This is a genomic window from Kitasatospora sp. NEAU-69 (genome assembly GCF_057158765.1).
The window spans coordinates 195246-211349 of sequence record NZ_JBWXUE010000006.1 but is presented as its reverse complement, the minus strand read 5'-3'; the positions used below and the strand labels follow the sequence as shown (position 1 = coordinate 211349).

General features: G+C 71.5%; 10 protein-coding genes and 1 pseudogene. 7 read left to right on the top strand and 4 right to left on the bottom strand.

Annotated features, from left to right (window positions below; translation table 11 throughout):
• The first annotated feature begins 134 nt into the window (after positions 1–134).
• Positions 135–1049, top strand: a complete 915-nt coding sequence (locus tag AC060L_RS09740) for a macro domain-containing protein (RefSeq protein WP_483798201.1) — start codon at positions 135–137, stop codon at positions 1047–1049.
• Positions 1050–1081: 32 nt separating this feature from the next.
• Here AC060L_RS09740 and AC060L_RS09735 read toward each other — a convergent pair whose 3' ends face one another.
• The 3 genes from AC060L_RS09735 to AC060L_RS09725 all read right to left on the bottom strand — a co-directional run bounded on the left by AC060L_RS09735 (position 1082) and on the right by AC060L_RS09725 (position 4303).
• The gene (locus AC060L_RS09735) at positions 1082–1798 is read right to left on the bottom strand and encodes a TIR domain-containing protein (protein WP_483798200.1); all 717 of its coding nucleotides are present in this window, start codon (positions 1796–1798) and stop codon (positions 1082–1084) included.
• A 14-nt stretch (positions 1799–1812) separates the two neighbouring features.
• Positions 1813–3498, bottom strand: a complete 1686-nt coding sequence (locus AC060L_RS09730; RefSeq protein ID WP_483798199.1) for a hypothetical protein — start codon at positions 3496–3498, stop codon at positions 1813–1815.
• A gap of 61 nt (positions 3499–3559) precedes the next feature.
• Complete coding sequence (locus tag AC060L_RS09725; RefSeq protein WP_483798198.1) at positions 3560–4303, bottom strand: hypothetical protein; 744 nt, start codon at positions 4301–4303, stop codon at positions 3560–3562.
• Positions 4304–5058: 755 nt separating this feature from the next.
• On the opposite strand from AC060L_RS09725, the gene AC060L_RS09720 reads away from it, so the two are divergent.
• Positions 5059–5775, top strand: coding sequence for a rhomboid-like protein (locus tag AC060L_RS09720; protein ID WP_483798197.1), 717 nt, complete (start codon positions 5059–5061; stop codon positions 5773–5775).
• A gap of 57 nt (positions 5776–5832) precedes the next feature.
• On the opposite strand, the pseudogene AC060L_RS09715 reads toward AC060L_RS09720, so the two are convergent.
• Positions 5833–7086 (bottom strand): annotated as a pseudogene (locus AC060L_RS09715) (MFS transporter); the annotation flags it as partial.
• Positions 7087–7159: 73 nt separating this feature from the next.
• Between AC060L_RS09715 and AC060L_RS09710 the strand changes: the two are divergent.
• From AC060L_RS09710 to AC060L_RS09690, 5 genes are all read left to right on the top strand, one after another.
• Entirely contained in the window at positions 7160–7642 is a 483-nt protein-coding gene (locus AC060L_RS09710) for a GNAT family N-acetyltransferase (protein WP_483798196.1), read from the top strand.
• Positions 7643–7708: 66 nt separating this feature from the next.
• The gene (locus tag AC060L_RS09705) at positions 7709–10114 is read left to right on the top strand and encodes a DEAD/DEAH box helicase (RefSeq protein WP_483798195.1); all 2406 of its coding nucleotides are present in this window, start codon (positions 7709–7711) and stop codon (positions 10112–10114) included.
• 74 nt (positions 10115–10188) lie between these two features.
• Positions 10189–15081: an HD domain-containing protein gene (locus AC060L_RS09700; protein ID WP_483798194.1), complete on the top strand. Its 4893-nt coding sequence runs from the start codon at positions 10189–10191 to the stop codon at positions 15079–15081.
• On the top strand, positions 15078–15476 hold the full coding sequence (locus AC060L_RS09695; RefSeq protein WP_483798193.1) for a hypothetical protein: 399 nt from the start codon (positions 15078–15080) through the stop codon (positions 15474–15476). Before AC060L_RS09700 ends, AC060L_RS09695 begins: the two co-directional genes overlap by 4 nt.
• The gene (locus AC060L_RS09690; RefSeq protein ID WP_483798192.1) at positions 15473–16081 is read left to right on the top strand and encodes a hypothetical protein; all 609 of its coding nucleotides are present in this window, start codon (positions 15473–15475) and stop codon (positions 16079–16081) included. Before AC060L_RS09695 ends, AC060L_RS09690 begins: the two co-directional genes overlap by 4 nt.
• Positions 16082–16104: the final 23 nt, after the last annotated feature.

Genomic DNA, 16104 nt, shown 5'->3' with positions numbered 1-16104 from the left:
CGTCGGCCTCGAGTCTGACCGGCCCCAGAACGCTCACTCGGATGCGCGCCATCGGATCCCCACCCACCTCAACTCGCCACGCCGGATCGCCCCGGGAGCGTGCTGCGAGACTACCAACGCGTTGTGGAGGAGTAGTGCTGGTAAGGGATTTCGGTCGGCACGGATCGGTCCGCCTGCGCCGGCGCTTCGACCGCTCTCAGCGCGCACGGCAGGCGTTCGTCGCCAGCACCATGACGGCGTTCGGGGGCGTGACCGCGGTGGACCAGCTCGCCGGGCAGCTCTTCCCGCACGGCCTGCCCGCGTCGGGCGCGGTGACGGCGGTTTCGGTGGGACTCTGCCTGGCCTGGGGCGCGGCGCGGGCGCGTCCCACGTCACGGGTGCGCCAGGAGTTCCGCAGCCCGGACATGGTGGTCGTCGTCGAGGAGGGTGACCTCTTCGATCAGCGGGCGCACCTGGTGGTCGGCTTCTGCGACACCTTCGACACCGCGTCGGCCGACGGCTCCCTGATCAACGGCTCAAGCGTGCAGGGGCAGTTGCTGCGGCGGCGGTACGCGGGCGATGTGCAGCGACTGGACGCGGAACTGCGTGCCGCCCTGGCCCGGCAGGTGCCCGTCCTGCGGGAGGCGCGGGCGGACAAGGCGCTCGGCAAGCTCGATCGCTACCCGATCGGGACCGTCGCGGTACTGGGCGACCGCAGGCAACTGGTCTTCGCGTCGGCCTACAGTCACATCGGCAACGACTACGTGGCCGCGTCGAGCGTGCAGGAACTCTGGCACAGCCTCAACCGGCTGTGGGACGCCGTCCGCCGGCGGGCGCAGCTGGAGTGCGTGGCGATGCCGCTGGTCGGCTCGGGGCTCTCCCGGATGGACTACCTCGATCAGGAGAGCCTGCTGCGGCTGATACTGCTCTCCTTCGTCGCCCGATCCCGGGAGGGCGTGATCTGCCGGGAGTTGCGCGTCGTGGTCCGGCCCGCCGACCTGCGCAGGATCAACATGCCCGAGGTGGCGGCGTTCCTGCGGACGCTGGCGGCCGGTTTCGACCACCGCTGAGGGGCGGACGGCAGCGTCCGCCCCTCAGGTGCTCAGGCCAGACGCCGGTAGGCGGCGAGGTGCCGGAACGGCTCGGTCTCCCGGCCCTCGGGGCTGTTGTCGTTGACCGGGCAGCCCGCCTGCTTCAGGCGCACGACGATCTTCCCGAGCGCGCCCGCCGAGCCGTCGAAGCGGATGACGTTGAGTCCGGCGATGTCGGAGGCGTGCCGCAGCCTGCCGACCTCCACGATGATGGTTCGCTCGGGGTAGGCCATCAGCACCATCCCGAGCTCGATCAGCACGTTCTGTCGCGGCTGGCCGGTCAGTTGGGTCTCGTCGTCGGTCTCGTAGTCGCCGAGCAGGTGCGGGTGCAGCTTGGCGACATCGTCGGGGGTGAGCAGGATCATCGCCGCCTGTGCCTGCGAGGGGGCGTTGGCGACCACCTCGCCGAGGTACGGCAGGGTCTTTCCGGTCGCCCTGACGAGGTCCTCCCACTCCAGCGGGTGCAGGTCGAGCGCGCGCAGCAGGGAGAACATCGCGCGCCGCACCTCTTCGTCCCGCCCGTGCACGACGAAGACGTTGCGGGAGCGGTCCGGTCCTTGCACCTGTCCGTGCACCTGACCCTGCCCCTGTCCCTGCTGCTCGGTCCGCCGTTCCCAAGCCGGCGTGCCGATGGGCGAGTTGGGCCCGGTGGTCTTGTTCATGGTGCCGTGGTTGATGTCCCCGCCACCGGAGTCGTTGTTGTCGCCGATCTGCCAGTGATTGGCCATATCCCTCATGTCTCCTAATTGATGGGCGAGTTGGGCCCGGTGGTCTTGTTCATGGTGCCGTGGTTGATGTCCCCGCCACCGGAGTGGTTGTTGTCGCCGATGTGCTGCTGGAGGATGTTCGTCTGCTGCTGCTGGTGGTCGGCGAGGTCGACGTGGTGCTCCGCCAGGAAGGTGCCGATGATGTGCAGCAGTCGCCTCTCGACCAGGCGTGTGTACTTGGCGGCGTCCGACTGCTGGAAGTACAGGTGGTAGGTGTCGCTCGCCGCCGTCTCCCGGATGCTGACGATCGCACCGCAGTTCACGGCGTCCGTCGTGTAGCGGGCCAGGCCGAACTCGCTGGTGTCGGCCGCCGCCACCGTCTGCGCCCGGAGCCTTCGCCGCCAGGCGCGGACCGCAAGCAGCCACAGCGGGTTGAGCAGGAGCAGCGCACGCCACAGCAGCCGCATGAGCATCCGGGGTGCGGACTTGACCATGTCCCAGGCCACCCGCAGCATCAGGCGGCTGTCGAGCCGTCCGGGGAGCCGGTCGACCAGGTGGAAGCCCGTGACGATCGGCCCGAGCACGTAGCCGTGGAACTCCGTGTGAAGGGTGTTGCCCTTGATGTCGAAGCCGACGAAGAGGGAGGTGACGAGTTCCTCGTCCCACGATCCGATCCGCGCGCACAGGTACTCGCGCGCCGAGTTGTAGTCCTCCCGCCAGTGGCCGTCCGGTTGGTCGTCCAGCTGCTGGAGCCGGGACCAACCCCCGCCGGTCGTACGGTCGTTCGTGCGGGTCGCGGTGGCGAATCGGCGGCGTTCCACGGTCAGTGTCGGGATCCGTTCGGCCTCCCGCGCGTCGTCGCGCAGATCCGAGGCCAGCTGTCGGGTGACGTACTCGGTCAACTCGGCGGTGCTGAAAGGGATGACGGCCTTGCGGCGCACGACGCCCGGTTCGGACTGCCCGGGCTCCTCCTCGACCGCCGCCTCGTCCGCCTCCCGCTCGGCGCCGATGCCCTGCGCCGGCACTCCGTGCTTGGCCCAGGCCGCGGCGGCCTCGAACCCGCCGACGGGGGCGCCGAGCAGGAGCTGCGCGTTCGACCAGTCGTGGACCGGCACCCCGGCGCCGACGAACGGCCGGTAGCCGCCGTAGAAGACGATTCCGTTGTCGGAGGACTGTTCCCGGCTGATCTTCCGGACCAGTTGCTCGGTGAGCTTGCCGGTCACCGGATAGCTGCCGTCGAACTCGCCCTCCCGCGTGCCCTCCCGCGTGCCCTCCCGTGTGCCCTTCAGGCTGGTCATCAGGGTGTTCAGAGTGGCGATCCGGCGCAGGTAGTTGGCCGCCCACAGCAGCCAGACGAACAGCAGATCGCCGAAGACGGGGTTCAGTGCACCGCTGACCGACAGGACCAGGATGGCAGCGGTGCCGACCAGGATCAGCCACAGACGCTGGCGCCGCAGTCGCTCGGCGGCGAGGGCGTGCGCGAGAACCGGGACGGCGTCGTAGCCGAACGACGGTGCCACCACCCGGTGGCGGTCCGTCAGCAGCTCCTTGATCACCGTCTTGCGGAAGAAAGGATCGAGATAGGCGCCCGCGGCCAGCAGCCGGGTCGCCTTGCTCGTCGCGTGCCGCGACGGCCTATGCGTAGGTGAGGTGTGCGGGGGTGAGGTGTGCAGGGGTGGCGGGGAACTCTGGGTGTCCGGGTGGAACGCTTCACTGGTCATGATCTGTCGGAGCTCCGCTCATGGGTCGGCCGGCCTCGCAATGCCCGGAGGTGACGGATCGTCAGCTGGTCTGTTGCACGTCGGCGTGGGTGATGACGGCGTCGATGACCGTGTACGTGCCGCGGTACGTGCGCTGGGTGCCGTCGCGCTCCACGGCGTCGAGGTTCGCCGCGACGAAGTCGCCCTGGACGGACACGATGGTGACCGTGACCTGTGAGGTGTTGCTGTAGCCCGCCACGTAGGCGTCGTAGCTCTCGCCGAGGTTCTCGCCGCCCAGGTTCCACGCGGTCGCGTAGTCGCGGCTGTTGATCGCGGCGAAGTAGTTGCGGACCACGTCGTCCGGTTGCGTGGAGCCGGTGGCCGTCGGGCTCGTGGACGGCTGGGACGTCGTCGGCTGGGACGTCACCGTCGCCGCAGGCGTGCCGGTCTGGTCGAGCCCGCCCGCTGTTCCGTCGCCGGTCGCTGTTCCGCCGCCGGTCGCGCCGGTCGCGCCGGACGACGGGATCGCCGGCTGGGTGTACACCGGTGCCAGCGCGGTGTAGGGCGGCGCACCGGCGCCCGCGCCGCCGGAGAGGCCGTTCGGCTCCCCGGTCGGCGCCTTCGTACTGGACCCCCCGCCGATCACGGCCGCCAGCAGGCCCAGAAGCAGCACCGGCACGCCGATGATCAGCAGCGCCCGGACCCGCACGGGCCCGGCCGGTGGGAGCAGGTCGGGCGGGCGACGGGATGGCAGGGAATCGCGCGAAGCCCAGCTGGGCGGCCTGGCCGACTGCGGGGGCACGGATGACGGGCTCGGGTCGTTCATGGGGCTCTCCAGCGTTCACGGAACGGTCGCCGGCTCGTTGATCCCGCCTTGCTGCACGCTGGTCCTGGCGCCGGCGCAACCGTCGGCGGATGCGCCATCACATGGCAGCAGTACCGGAGTTGGCCGAATCACGGCCCTCCGGCCGGTGCCCCTTGGTGCAGTCGCGGGTGGAGCGGCATGCTCACGAGGTGATCTGACCAGTTCCGCCGCTTCTGCGGCTAGCTGCCTCCGCTTCCGACCCGCTTCCGATCCGCTGGGACTGACGGCACACGTCGGTTTCTCGACAAGTTGCCCATGGTGTCGGCCGTCCGCTCGGCAGGCAGAGGCGCGGTCGGTGCCCCGGGTCCGGGTTCGGGGGCCCATACCTCCGTGCCGGACCCAGGGGCCGCTTTCGACCGTGCAGTGCCTGCTGCTCCCTCTCCGCTGGTCGGCCGCGCGGGAACGAGGCCGGTGGGCGGGCGGCTGAACTCATCCCCCGGGGGCGGCGGATGAGCACTCTCAACCGGTGCGCGGTGCGCGTTCGTAGCCAGAGGAGCCTTGCACGGCGCGACGGCCAAATCAACCAACGCTCATGTGATCGACTGTGTCATTCATGTGAGTACACGCGGGAGTTGCCGGGCACCGCCGTGCCCGGGCCCTCGCGCGGTCACGGGCGCGCTCAGCGCCTGTCCAGGACGGGGCGCGGACACCGCTAGCGTTGTCGGTACCGCCGCGGCCACGGCCGTGGAACGCCGAGTACCGAGGAGCCGTCGCCGATGTCGCTGGGACTGGACCCCAAGCGCCTTGCCCAGTCCGTCTGGCGCTACATCAGCAGCGCGCCGGGCACCTTCATCTGGCTCGCCATCCTCTTCATCACCACGATGATCATCCGGCACGTCTCGCCGCACTTCGCGCACCACATCCTGGAGCGGCAGTCGACCAACATCGAGTACCTGCACAAGTCACCCGTTCGGGTGCTGATCACCAGCGCGTTGTGGATCTCGGGCAGCGGCTGGTTCGGCTACTTCCTGCTCTACAACATCTTCCACGTCCCGGCCGAACGCTGGCTCGGTACCGGCCGCTGGCTCGGCGTGGTGCTGATCTCCCACATCGGCGCCACCTACCTCAGCGAGGGCGTGCTGCTCTGGGCGATCAACCACGGCCGTGCCCCGGAGCACGCCCGCCACACGCTCGACTACGGCGTCAGCTACGCGCTGGCCGGCGTGCAGGCCGTCCTCACCTACCTGATCGCCCCGCCGTGGCGGTACCTCTACGTGGTGATCCTGCTCGGCTTCTACGGCTCGGCGCTGATCGAGGGGCGCACCTTCACCGACGTCGGCCACTTCACAGCGGTGCTCTTCGGCCTGGCCTGCTACCCCATCACGGTCACCCGCCCGGTGAGCGCGGTCGGCGGCCTGTTCGACCCGGTCGCGACCGTCCGCAAGCTGTGGCAACGCCGACCGGGCCGACGGCCGGGCAGCCGCCCGGCCTGAGACCCACCACCCCGCTCCCGCCACCCCGGCCGTTCCCGCCACGGCGGCAGCTCCAGCAGCCAGCAGCCCGCCGACGCCTGCGGCGAAGAACGTGCCGCGCGCCCCGGCCTCGCGCAGCAGCACACCCCCGAGCAGGTACGAGAGCCCTGCCGCCAGCCCCAGCGAACCGTAGAAGTTCGCGAACACCCGCCCCTGCAACTCCTCCGGCACGGCTCGTTGGATCAGCGTGGCGGCGGCCGTGTCCTGCGCCGCCAGCCCGGCGCCCCGCACCGCCTGCATCACCAGCACCGCCGTCACCGACCAGGCGGCGCCGGTCAGCAGGTTGCCGAGACTGCTCACCGCGTAGCCGAGGAGCAACAGCGCGAGCGGTGCCACCCGCCGCCCCCAGCGGCCGACCGCCGCGAACCCGATGAGCAGCCCGGCGGCCGCCCCCGCGAAGAGCAGGCCGACCGCGCTGTCGCGGGCGTGCAGCGGGCCCCGGCCGAGGAAGAGCAGCGCCAGATCGTCCATCCCGTTGCACGCGACCACGGCGAAGAAGCTGACGAAGACCAGCCGGACACCCCTGGTCCGCCACAGGAAGCGCAGGCCCGTGGCGGCATGGCGCAGGAACGATTCCTCGGACCCGAGCCCCGCCCCCGCCCCTGCCCCCGCGTCGGCGCCGGTGCCGCTCGCGCCGCGCGCGAGCCCCGACCGCCGCAGCAGCCGGAGCCGCAACGGCAGCCGGAGCCGCAACAGCAGAGCGCCCGAGCAGAGGAACGACAGCGCGTCCGCCACCAGCAGCCCCCGGGCGCCCGCGACCGTCACCAGCGCGGCGGCCAGCACCGGCCCGACTACCGGCAGGCCGTACTCCCCGAAGCCGAGTGCCGCGTTCGCCGCCGGCAGCTCGGCGTCCGCGACCACGCCGGGCAGCGCGGCCCGGGAGGCGGACTGGAAGAGCAGGCCGAACACCGCCCGGAGCAGGAACACCCCCAGCAGCAGCGGCAGTCCGCCGGGCCGCAGCAGCGCAGGCAGCCAGCCGGCGAGCGCAGCGGTCGCGGCGGCCTGGCCGAGCTCCAGCAGGACCATCAGCCGCCCGCGCTCGACCCGGTCGGCCAGTACGCCGGTCAGCGGTGCGAGCAGGCCGGGCAGCAGGTCGCCGACCAGCATCAGCAGCATCGCCGCAAGCAGTGCCCCGGCCGAGTGCGCCACCGCCAGCAGCAGCCCCACCTGGCCGACCGCGCTCCCGGTGAGTGAGATCGTCCGGGCCGTCCAGAGCACGCGGAAGGCGGCGTTGCGGCGCAGCAGCCCGTCACCGGGCAGTCGGGATCCCATTGGGGCCACGCTGCCATGGCAGCTGATCAATACTCACCTGCTTTTCCCGCCACCCGCGTGCCAGGATGCCGCCATGACCGCCACACCTGCCAAGCCAGCCGGAACCCTCGTGACCGTCAGCCTCGGGGACGGGTACGAGCTCTCCACCGACACCGAGCGCCTCGATCTCGACCGGGTGCAGCACTGGCTCTCCACCGACTCGTACTGGGCTGTCGGCCGCAGCCGGCAGGCCGTCGAGCTCTCGATCGCCGGCTCGATCCCGTTCGGCGTCTTCGCCCCCGACGGCACCCAGGTCGCGTTCGCCCGGGTGATCACCGATCTGGTCAGCTTCGGCTGGCTCGGCGACGTCTACGTGGACCGCGCCCACCGCGGCAAGGGCATCGGCACCCGGATGGTCGCCGCGATCCGCGACCACCTCGCGCCGTACCGGTTGAAGAGGCTGCTGCTCAGCACGGCCGACGCCCACGGGGTCTACGCGAAGGTCGGGTTCACCCCGTTCCCGGATCCGCAGAACCTGATGTCCCTGGTGCCGGCCGCCGACCCGATGGGAGACTGACCGCACGGGGGGATGATGCGAACGACTCGGCCGCCAGCGCCAGCACAGCAGCCTGCTCGGCAACCGGTGCTACCGGCACCACCGGCACCACCGGCGCGCAAGCCGAAGGCCGTGCTGCGGGTGGCCGAGCAGCTCGACACCGCCGCTCGCGCGCTGCTGACCGAGCACCGGCGCGCTGCCGGCCAGGTCCGCGAGGCGCTCGACGTACTGCGCCGCGAGCTGACGCACCGCCAGCTCGACGAGATCCCGATCGACCGGCTCGCCGAGGTCAGCCACGGCGCGCTGCGCACCGAGGCGCTGGCCGCCGCCGGCTACCGCTCGGTGCGCCAGGTGCTGGATGCCGACCCGTATCTGCTCCGGCTGCTGCCGGGCATCTCCGAGCAGACCGCCGGCCAACTGCGCGCGGCGGCCGGTCAGCTCGCCGAGGCGGCCGGGCAGACCGTCGCGGTGATGATCGACATCGAGCGGCAGGACGCCGAGACCACCGCGCTGCTGCTCGCGTTGCACCCACTGGTGAACGCCGGCCCGGACCCGGGCTCTGTCGGCCGCGCCCTGGACGCCGCGCAGCGGATCGCGGCCGAACTCGCCGAGCTCCTCCCGGCCGCCCGCCCGGCCGCGAGCCCGCTGCGCTTCGCCGCCGGTCGCGCGCGCCGGGCCGAGGCCCGCGCCGCGCTCGGCCGCCTCGACGCCGCGCTCGCCGCCCACGAGCAGCCAGGGCCTCTCTTATCGATCTCGCCGGGCGCGCGACGCCGGGCATCCCGCCTGGACGCACCGGCGAATCATCCAAGTACGACCCAGTACGAGGACGATCCGCCGGCACGCCCAGCCGGGCGCCACCCGGCCGGAGGCTGGGTGTTGGGGGCACCTCCCGGCCGAAGGCTGGGGGAGCCGCGCGCTGATCCGGCAAGATCCATAAGAGAGGCCCTTGGCACCCCGCTGCTGCTCGCCCAGGCCACGGCCGACCTGCTGCGACCGGCCGGCAGCCCGGCCGAGGTGTGGATCGACTTCGAGCTGCGCTCGGCCGAGTTCTACGCCGTGCTCGGCTCGCTCGCCGAGTCCACCGCGCTGGAGCGCACCGCCGCGCAGGGCTTCCTGCCGCAGAGCCTCGCCGACAAGGTCCGCGCCGAACCGCTGGACGACGCCCACAGCCGGGTCTCGCTGCGCGGCTACCAGTCCTTCGGCGCCCGCTTCGCGCTCGCCCAGCGCCGGGTGGTCCTCGGCGACGAGATGGGCCTGGGCAAGACGGTGCAGGCCATCGCCGTCCTCGCCCACCTGCGGGCGGCCGGTGCCACGCACTTCCTGGTGGTCTGCCCGGCCGGCGTCCTGGTCAACTGGCTGCGCGAGATCGAGACCCGCAGCACGCTGCGCGCCTGCCGCCTGCACGGCCCCGACCGCGTCGCCGCCCGGCGCGACTGGCTGGCCACCGGCGGCGTCGCCGTCCTCACCTACGACGGCCTGCGGCACCTGGAGCTGCCGCCCGGCTTCACGCCCGAGCAGCTGGTGGTGGACGAGGCGCACTTCGTCAAGAACCCGGCCGCCCAGCGCTCGCAGGCCGTCGCGGCGCTCGCCGCCCGCACCGACCGGGTCCTCTTCCTCACCGGCACCCCGATGGAGAACCGGGTCGAGGAGTTCCGCACGCTGATCGGCTACCTGCGGCCCGACCTGCTGCCCCCGCTCGACGCCGCCACCACGGCCAGTGCGTTCCGGCACGCCGTCGCCCCCGCCTACCTGCGCCGCAACCAGCGCGACGTGCTCACCGAACTCCCCGCCGTCGTCCACACGGACGAGTGGGAGGAGTTCACTCCGGCCGACCTCGCCGCCTACCGAGCCGCCGTCGCGGCCGGCAACTTCGCCGCCATGCGCCGCGCTGCCTACGCCGACCCGGCCCGCTCCGCGAAGCTGGCCCGGCTGCGCGAACTCGTCGCCGAGGCCGCCGCCGAGGGGCTGAAGGTGGTCGTCTTCTCCGCCTTCCACGAAGTCCTCGCCGCCGTCGCGGCCGCTCTCCCCGCTCCGCCGTTCGGCCCGCTCGACGGCCGCACCGACCCGACCGCGCGCCAGCAGCTGATCGACACCTTCACCGCCGCCCCGGGTCACGCCGTCCTGCTCAGTCAGATCCAGTCGGGCGGCACCGGTCTCAACATCCAGGCCGCCTCCGTCGTCATCCTCTGCGAACCGCAGGTCAAACCGACCCTGGAGACCCAGGCCGTGGCTCGCACCCACCGGATGGGCCAGGTCCGCCGCGTCCGGGTGCACCGGCTGCTCACCCCGCACAGCGTCGACCAGCGCCTGCTCGACCTGCTCGCCACCAAGACCGGTCTCTTCGACGCCTACGCCCGCCGCAGCACCCTCGCCGAGTCCACCCCGGAGGCCCGGGACGTCGCCGAGCCCGCCCTGGCCCTGCGCATCGTCGAGGACGAGCAACTGCGCCTGGCTGAGCGGACGGCGGCTCCGGTGGACAGGCTCGGCGGCTGAGTGGTGACCGCAGCAGTGACCGGAGCGGTGACCGGCGGCTGACATCATGGTCCCTTCGGGTCTGGGGAGGGCTGATGACCGAGGTGCGACGCGCACTGCTGATCGGGGTGGGGCGTGCGGACGACGCGGTCCAGGAGTTCGAGCCGATCGAGGCAGCGGTCCAGGCGGACCTGACCGCGATGCGGGCGGTGCTCGAAGAGTCCGGCTACGAGGTGGCGGTGCTCTCCGGAGCGATCGGCACGAAGATCCGCAAGCGCATCCAGGAGGAGTCGCGCGCGGTGCCGGCCGGCGGCACCTTCCTGCTGTACTTCACCGGTCACGGCATCCGCCTCGACGGCGTCGACCACCTGGTGCCCGCCGACGCCTGCGCCCCGACGGACGGCCGGTGGAGCCAGGCGGACCTGGAGTCGCTGCTGCCGGCCGACATCAGTCCCTACCTGGGCGACTGCCGGGCCGGCACGGTCCTGTGGCTGATCGACGCCTGCCGCAACAGCGTGCCCGGCGACGAGGCGGGCTTCGGCACCCGGATCGTGCGCGGCCAGCCCCAGGGGCAGTTCGTCCTGATGGTGGGCTGCCGCCCGGGCGAGCAGTGTGGGTACTCCGAGGAGGGCAGCTTCTTCACCCAGGGCCTGGTCGGCGCGCTCTCGCCGGCCACTGCGTCGAAGACCGTCCAGGACGTCCACGCGGCCGCCTCCGCGCACACCACCCGGCTGGCCCGGCAGGCAGGCCTCACCCAGCAGCCGGAGGTCCGCTACGGCAGTGACCGCGAGGAGGCCACCCGCACGACCGAGATCTGCCGTGGCCGGCACCTGCGGGAGGACTGGCGCGGCGCGGTCACGGACCCGCGCCTGTGGAAGCGGGCCGGCGCCGAGCAGGAGGTGTCCCGCCTCCAGGACTGCCTGCTGAAGCTGGCGGACGACTGCGCGCTCCGGGTCCAGCGAGCCCAGGAGGGCCGGCCGGACCCCTGGACGGACGACAGCTTCGTGCCACGGTTGCTCACCCGTGAGCTGCCCCAGCTGCTGCCCGTGGACGCGGAGTTGACCCCGATCGAGGTGACGGCGCTGATCGCGGCGGTGTTCCTGCGCGAGGCCGCCTGGGCGCAGCGGTGGAGCCAGGCGATGCTGGCCCGGCAGGACGCGGAGTCGAGCGAGCACCGGCGCCACCTGGAGCAGGTCCACGAGCAGCACGCGCACATCGCCCGCAGGTTGGTCGAGCACGCGGGCGGCGGCGCCGAGCAGGCGGAGCAGCGGCGCGCGGTCGAACTCTGGCTGGTGCACCGCTGGATCGCCGAGCGGACCGAGACGGACGACGCCCCCGTGTCGGCCGAGCTCGCCACCGGCTTCGCGGCCGACGTGCTCGGTGAGGCGACGGGCGCGGGCGCCTCGGGCCGAGCCGAGGAGCTCGCGAGCGCGCTGACCGTCCTGGCCGCCGCGATCGGGCGCGACGGTCCCCTGGAGCACGCCGCCGAGGAGGCGCCGCGCAAGGTCCTCCTCCCCGAGGGCTACCAACTGCTGCGCCCCCGCCCGCTGGCCACCCTGCTCCGTCTCGCGGCGGTGCTCGCGGTCGACGTCCGCACCCTCCCGGAGGTGATCGCCGAGCACCTCGCCGTCTCGGACGCCGTGCGCCCGTCCCAGGTCGTCCACATGGTCGCCACCGGCCTGCACTGGGAGCCCGACGAGGCACTGCTGCACCTGGACGTCTCCTGCCCGCACCAGGCGGTCCACGCGGCCCTGGCCGAGGTGGTGGACCGGGCCGACCGTCTCAGCGCACAGGCCCGGCGGCAGGCCGGTGAGTTGCCGTCGCGCGAGGCGGAGCTGCTGGCCGCACTGCCCGAGCGGGTCACCGACCGTAAGCTGCGGCCCCAGCAGAGCAGCGGCCGCGCGGCGTACGAAGTCCCGCTGCTGCAGTTCAGCTTGGCGCAGACCGAGGTCCGTCATCTGCTGATGGGCCGTCAGATGTACGGCGACAATCCGGCACTGGCGATCCGCGAGCTCTACCAGAACGCGATGGACGCCTGCCGGTACCGCGCGATGCGCTGGCAGTACCTGGAGCAGACCGACCGGCGACCGGCCGAGTGGACCGGGCAGATCACCATGGTCCAGGGCGAGGACGAGCGCGGCCGGTACCTCGAATGCCGGGACAACGGCGTCGGCATGGGGATGGAGCAGCTCACCAACACCTTCACCCGGGCGGGCAGCCGGTTCGAGCGCTCCCGGACCTTCCGGCAGGAACAGGCGAAGTGGCTGCGCCACGACCAGTCGCTCCGGCTCTACCCCAACAGCCGCTTCGGCATCGGCGTCTTCAGCTACTTCATGCTGGCCGAGGAGATGACGGTCACCACCCGCCAGGTCGGCCAGGACGGCATCCCGGCCCAGGAGTTGCTGCGGGTCGAGATCCCCAGCAGCGGCAGCCTGTTCCGGATCCAGCGGCACGACGGATCGGGTGACGCGCTGACCAACGGCGGCACGATCGTGCGGCTGTACTTGCGGGACGATGCGGAGTTGGCGGAGCTGTCGTGTGTCGCGACACTGCGGTCGCTGGTGGGGGTGAGTGAGTTCCAGCTGACCGCGCAGGATGCCACTGGGGCTGCCGACTGGCCGCCGGGGGAGTTGTATCCGGGGCGGCTGTGGCGCGGGGTCGCTTCCGTGGAGGCGGTTCCTGGGGTGCTGTGGTGGGTCGATGGGGAGGGCGCGATCCTCTGTGACGGCATCGCGACGGATCAGACGCCGTTCGGGTACGTGCTGAACCTGACCGGTGCTCGGGCGGGCACGCTCAGCGTCAATCGGAACGAGCTCCAGTCCTATGACGAGAAGTGGGAGTTGAAGAACTGGCGGCTGGGCCTGCCCGCACTGCGGGAGTGGCCGGGGCTGACGATGCAGTGGCTCTGGAAGATGGAGGAGAAGAGCCTGCGGGTGGCGAAGGGACTCGGGGGAGAGCTGCGGGGGAGTGGCACCAGCATTTCGCTGCACGGTGGCGGTGCCACCCGCGATATCGATGCCATCGGGTGGTGGCACCGTGACAAGGGACTGCTGGAGCAACGGGGTAGCAGCTATTCCCATGTCGAGCAGCTACGAGACACCGAACCGTGGCGGACAGCCGTCCTTGGGCAGACAGGCCATCGCGCATCCCCATTGGCTCCACAGTCGCTTGTTGGTTATCCGATCGCTGAGCCGGGGGAGGCGGATCTCTGCGCGAGTCTGGCGCGGAAGTGGGTGGGAGCTGTGATGGCGGCCCAGGCCCAGGGCATGACGGTGGCGAGCGTCGTTCGAACGCTGCGAAGAATGCGCATTATGTCTCCTGGATGGGCGGCGCCGCCGACCCGGGACGGTGATCTCGACTGGTACCCCGGGCCGCTGGAAAAGGAGATCGCCGGGGAAGTGGCCGGCAACGGTCTTCAAGGACTGGTCAAGATCTCACAGCGGACGGGCACTCGCCTCGGTCGGCTGGTCGAGCTCAGCGCTCGCCTTGAGCCACTGGGGATGACTCCGGTGCCCGAGGTCCCGGCGCGTCACCAGGACTACCGGTGCACGGCAGACGATGTCGACCGGCTCTTCGTCGAGGAGGGTGACGGGCCCACTGCACGGCGCAGGCCTGTCACGTCGCCGGGGGACGTGCGGCGTGCGGCGGAGGATGAGGGAGTGGACACCGGCGAGGTGCTGGAATGGCTCAGCCGGTTCACGTGGTTGGGCTGGTCAGCGCCACCGGCCGACGAGGTGCGACTGTGGTGTGAGCCGCCCCCCGCCGTCTTCTCGGTTCTGCACCGGTTCGTGGGTGCCGAGCCGGTACTGGATTGGGCTGCGACAGTCGTCCTCGCCGCCGAGGATGGCATCAGCCTGCTGGAAGCGGAGGGAGAACTGGCGCGGTGGGCAGCCCGCATCGGCGTGGACTTCGCCTGTCGCATCGACGAGCAGGGCTATGACGGTGACTTCGTTCCCTCCGGGGAGGTTGCCGAACTGGTCGAGAACGCCCATGCGTTCGGGTTCTCGATCTGGCGTGGTCTGAGCCTCGAAGAGCTGATGCGCAGTTTCGTTCACGGGATGGGCGGGGCCGTCGAAATCATCGATGAACTCCGGTGCATTGGAGTCGATCTGCCACCCGGCGTTGACATCATCGGCGAATGGGAGGGACTGCCGCTCCGTGACCGTTACGTTTTCGCGGGAGACGATCCCAACAACGAGGAGGTGAGCTTCCCTGGTGACTTGACCAGCAGCTTGCTCTTCTCGGCTGCTGCGAATCTCATGGAGCCGCTGTCGAACGTCTGGGCGCTGGCTCAGGAAGCGGCTCAACGTTTCGGGATGGACGTTCCAGAGCTACCGGATTTCCTTGCAAGCCATCGGCCGACGCTCCAGGAGTGCTGGGCTGTACAGGATACGGACGGTGACTTCCGATACGGGAGCTACCGCAAGCCGTTCTGGGTTCCGCCGACCCCCAAGGCGCTGGCTCGGTATGCCCATCACAGGCACACCAATGCCGCAGCCGCGTACGAAGAACTCGCGGCCCTGCGTTCGCTCGGAGCGCTGGTTCCCGAACTCGACGCCACGGCCCTCGACGCGCTGCGGGAGGCGGTGCCGGATAAATACGACCTGATCGCCCTGGGGACCCTGCACCGCGTCACCGAGGAGGAAGAGCCCCTGGTGGCCATCGATCTGGTCAGCCTCGCCGGCCGGATCGGCGAGGAGATCAGCCGTACCTGGGAGCGGATCCGCCCCTACCTCCCGCTCGGGCCCGCGCCGGCGGTGGCGCACTTCCCGGAGGTCATCCCCCGCTGGCAGGACTTCGCGATCCTGACGGAATACCTGAACGGCAAGCTTCCCGCCCTCACCGGCCGCGTCGAACCTCGGCATGTCGCCTTCGTGGCGCGGGAGATCGGTGAATCCGAGGCCTGGGTCTGGGGTCGCCTGCGGCTCTATGCCGAGATGTTCGCGCTGGATCTCACTGACATGCCCGATGAAGGAGGCACCGCATGACGCCCCGGCGACGCCCCGCCGCACCCGCAGGCCACGACTTCGCCGTGCGGTACGTCGATCGTGACCTCGGCGAGCTGCCGGTCCCGTTCACCCAGCACGCCGAAGCCGACGGCCGCTCCGTCGTCGTGGCGGGAGAGTGCCCGGGGTGCCACGGGCAGACCAGCACTCGCTACTCGCGTGGCATACCCGGCGGCGGCACCAAGGGGCTACGTTCGCTGCTGACCCGCACCAGCACCAGTACCGCCGCCGCCGAACAGCCGGACGTGCTCGGCACCGAGACCCTCTACTGCGAGTGCGGTTACGTGCACGAGAACCAGCCGGCGAACACCGTCTTCGTGGGCTGCGGGGCAAGCTGGCGGGTCGCCGCGCAGCCGCAGCCGCCGGGTTCCCCGTGAGCGCGGCTTCCGACCGCCGCTGGGCGGAGCTGGCGCGGGAGTTGGAGTTCGGCCAGCTCGCCGAGCTGCGTCGGCACGCCGAAGGCTGGCGCAACGGACTCACGGGGCTCACCGGGCTGCTGGCGGTGCTGGCCGTGCTCAAGGGCCGGGACAGCCTCGCCGATCTGCCCTCCTCGGCGCGCGACCTCGCCGCCGGGCTGACGGCGCTGGCGTTCCTCCTCCTGGTCACGGGCTCGATGCTGGCCGTCCGCGCTTGCTACGGCCGGCCGGGCGCGGAGATCACGCTGGCCGGGCAGGCGCTGCGGCGCTGGACCGAGCAGGAGGTCGTCCGGGTCAGCCGCTCGCTCCGCCGGGCCGCCTGCTGCTGCCTGGCGGGCATCGTGCTGGTCGCCGGCGCGGTGGGCGTCGCCTGGCTGACGACCAGTGACCCACCCGCGAACCTGGTGCAGGTGCGGACCCCGGCGGCGACGGTCTGCGGTGAACTGGTCAGCGCCGGCCCGGGCGGCGTCACGCTGTGGACGGGGACGGGGGATCACCGGGTGCTCCGCACCGTCCCCGCCGACCAGGCCGGGACGGTGACCCCGACCGCGAGCTGCCCGAAGTAACGAACGGCAGCGTCGGGGCGGGT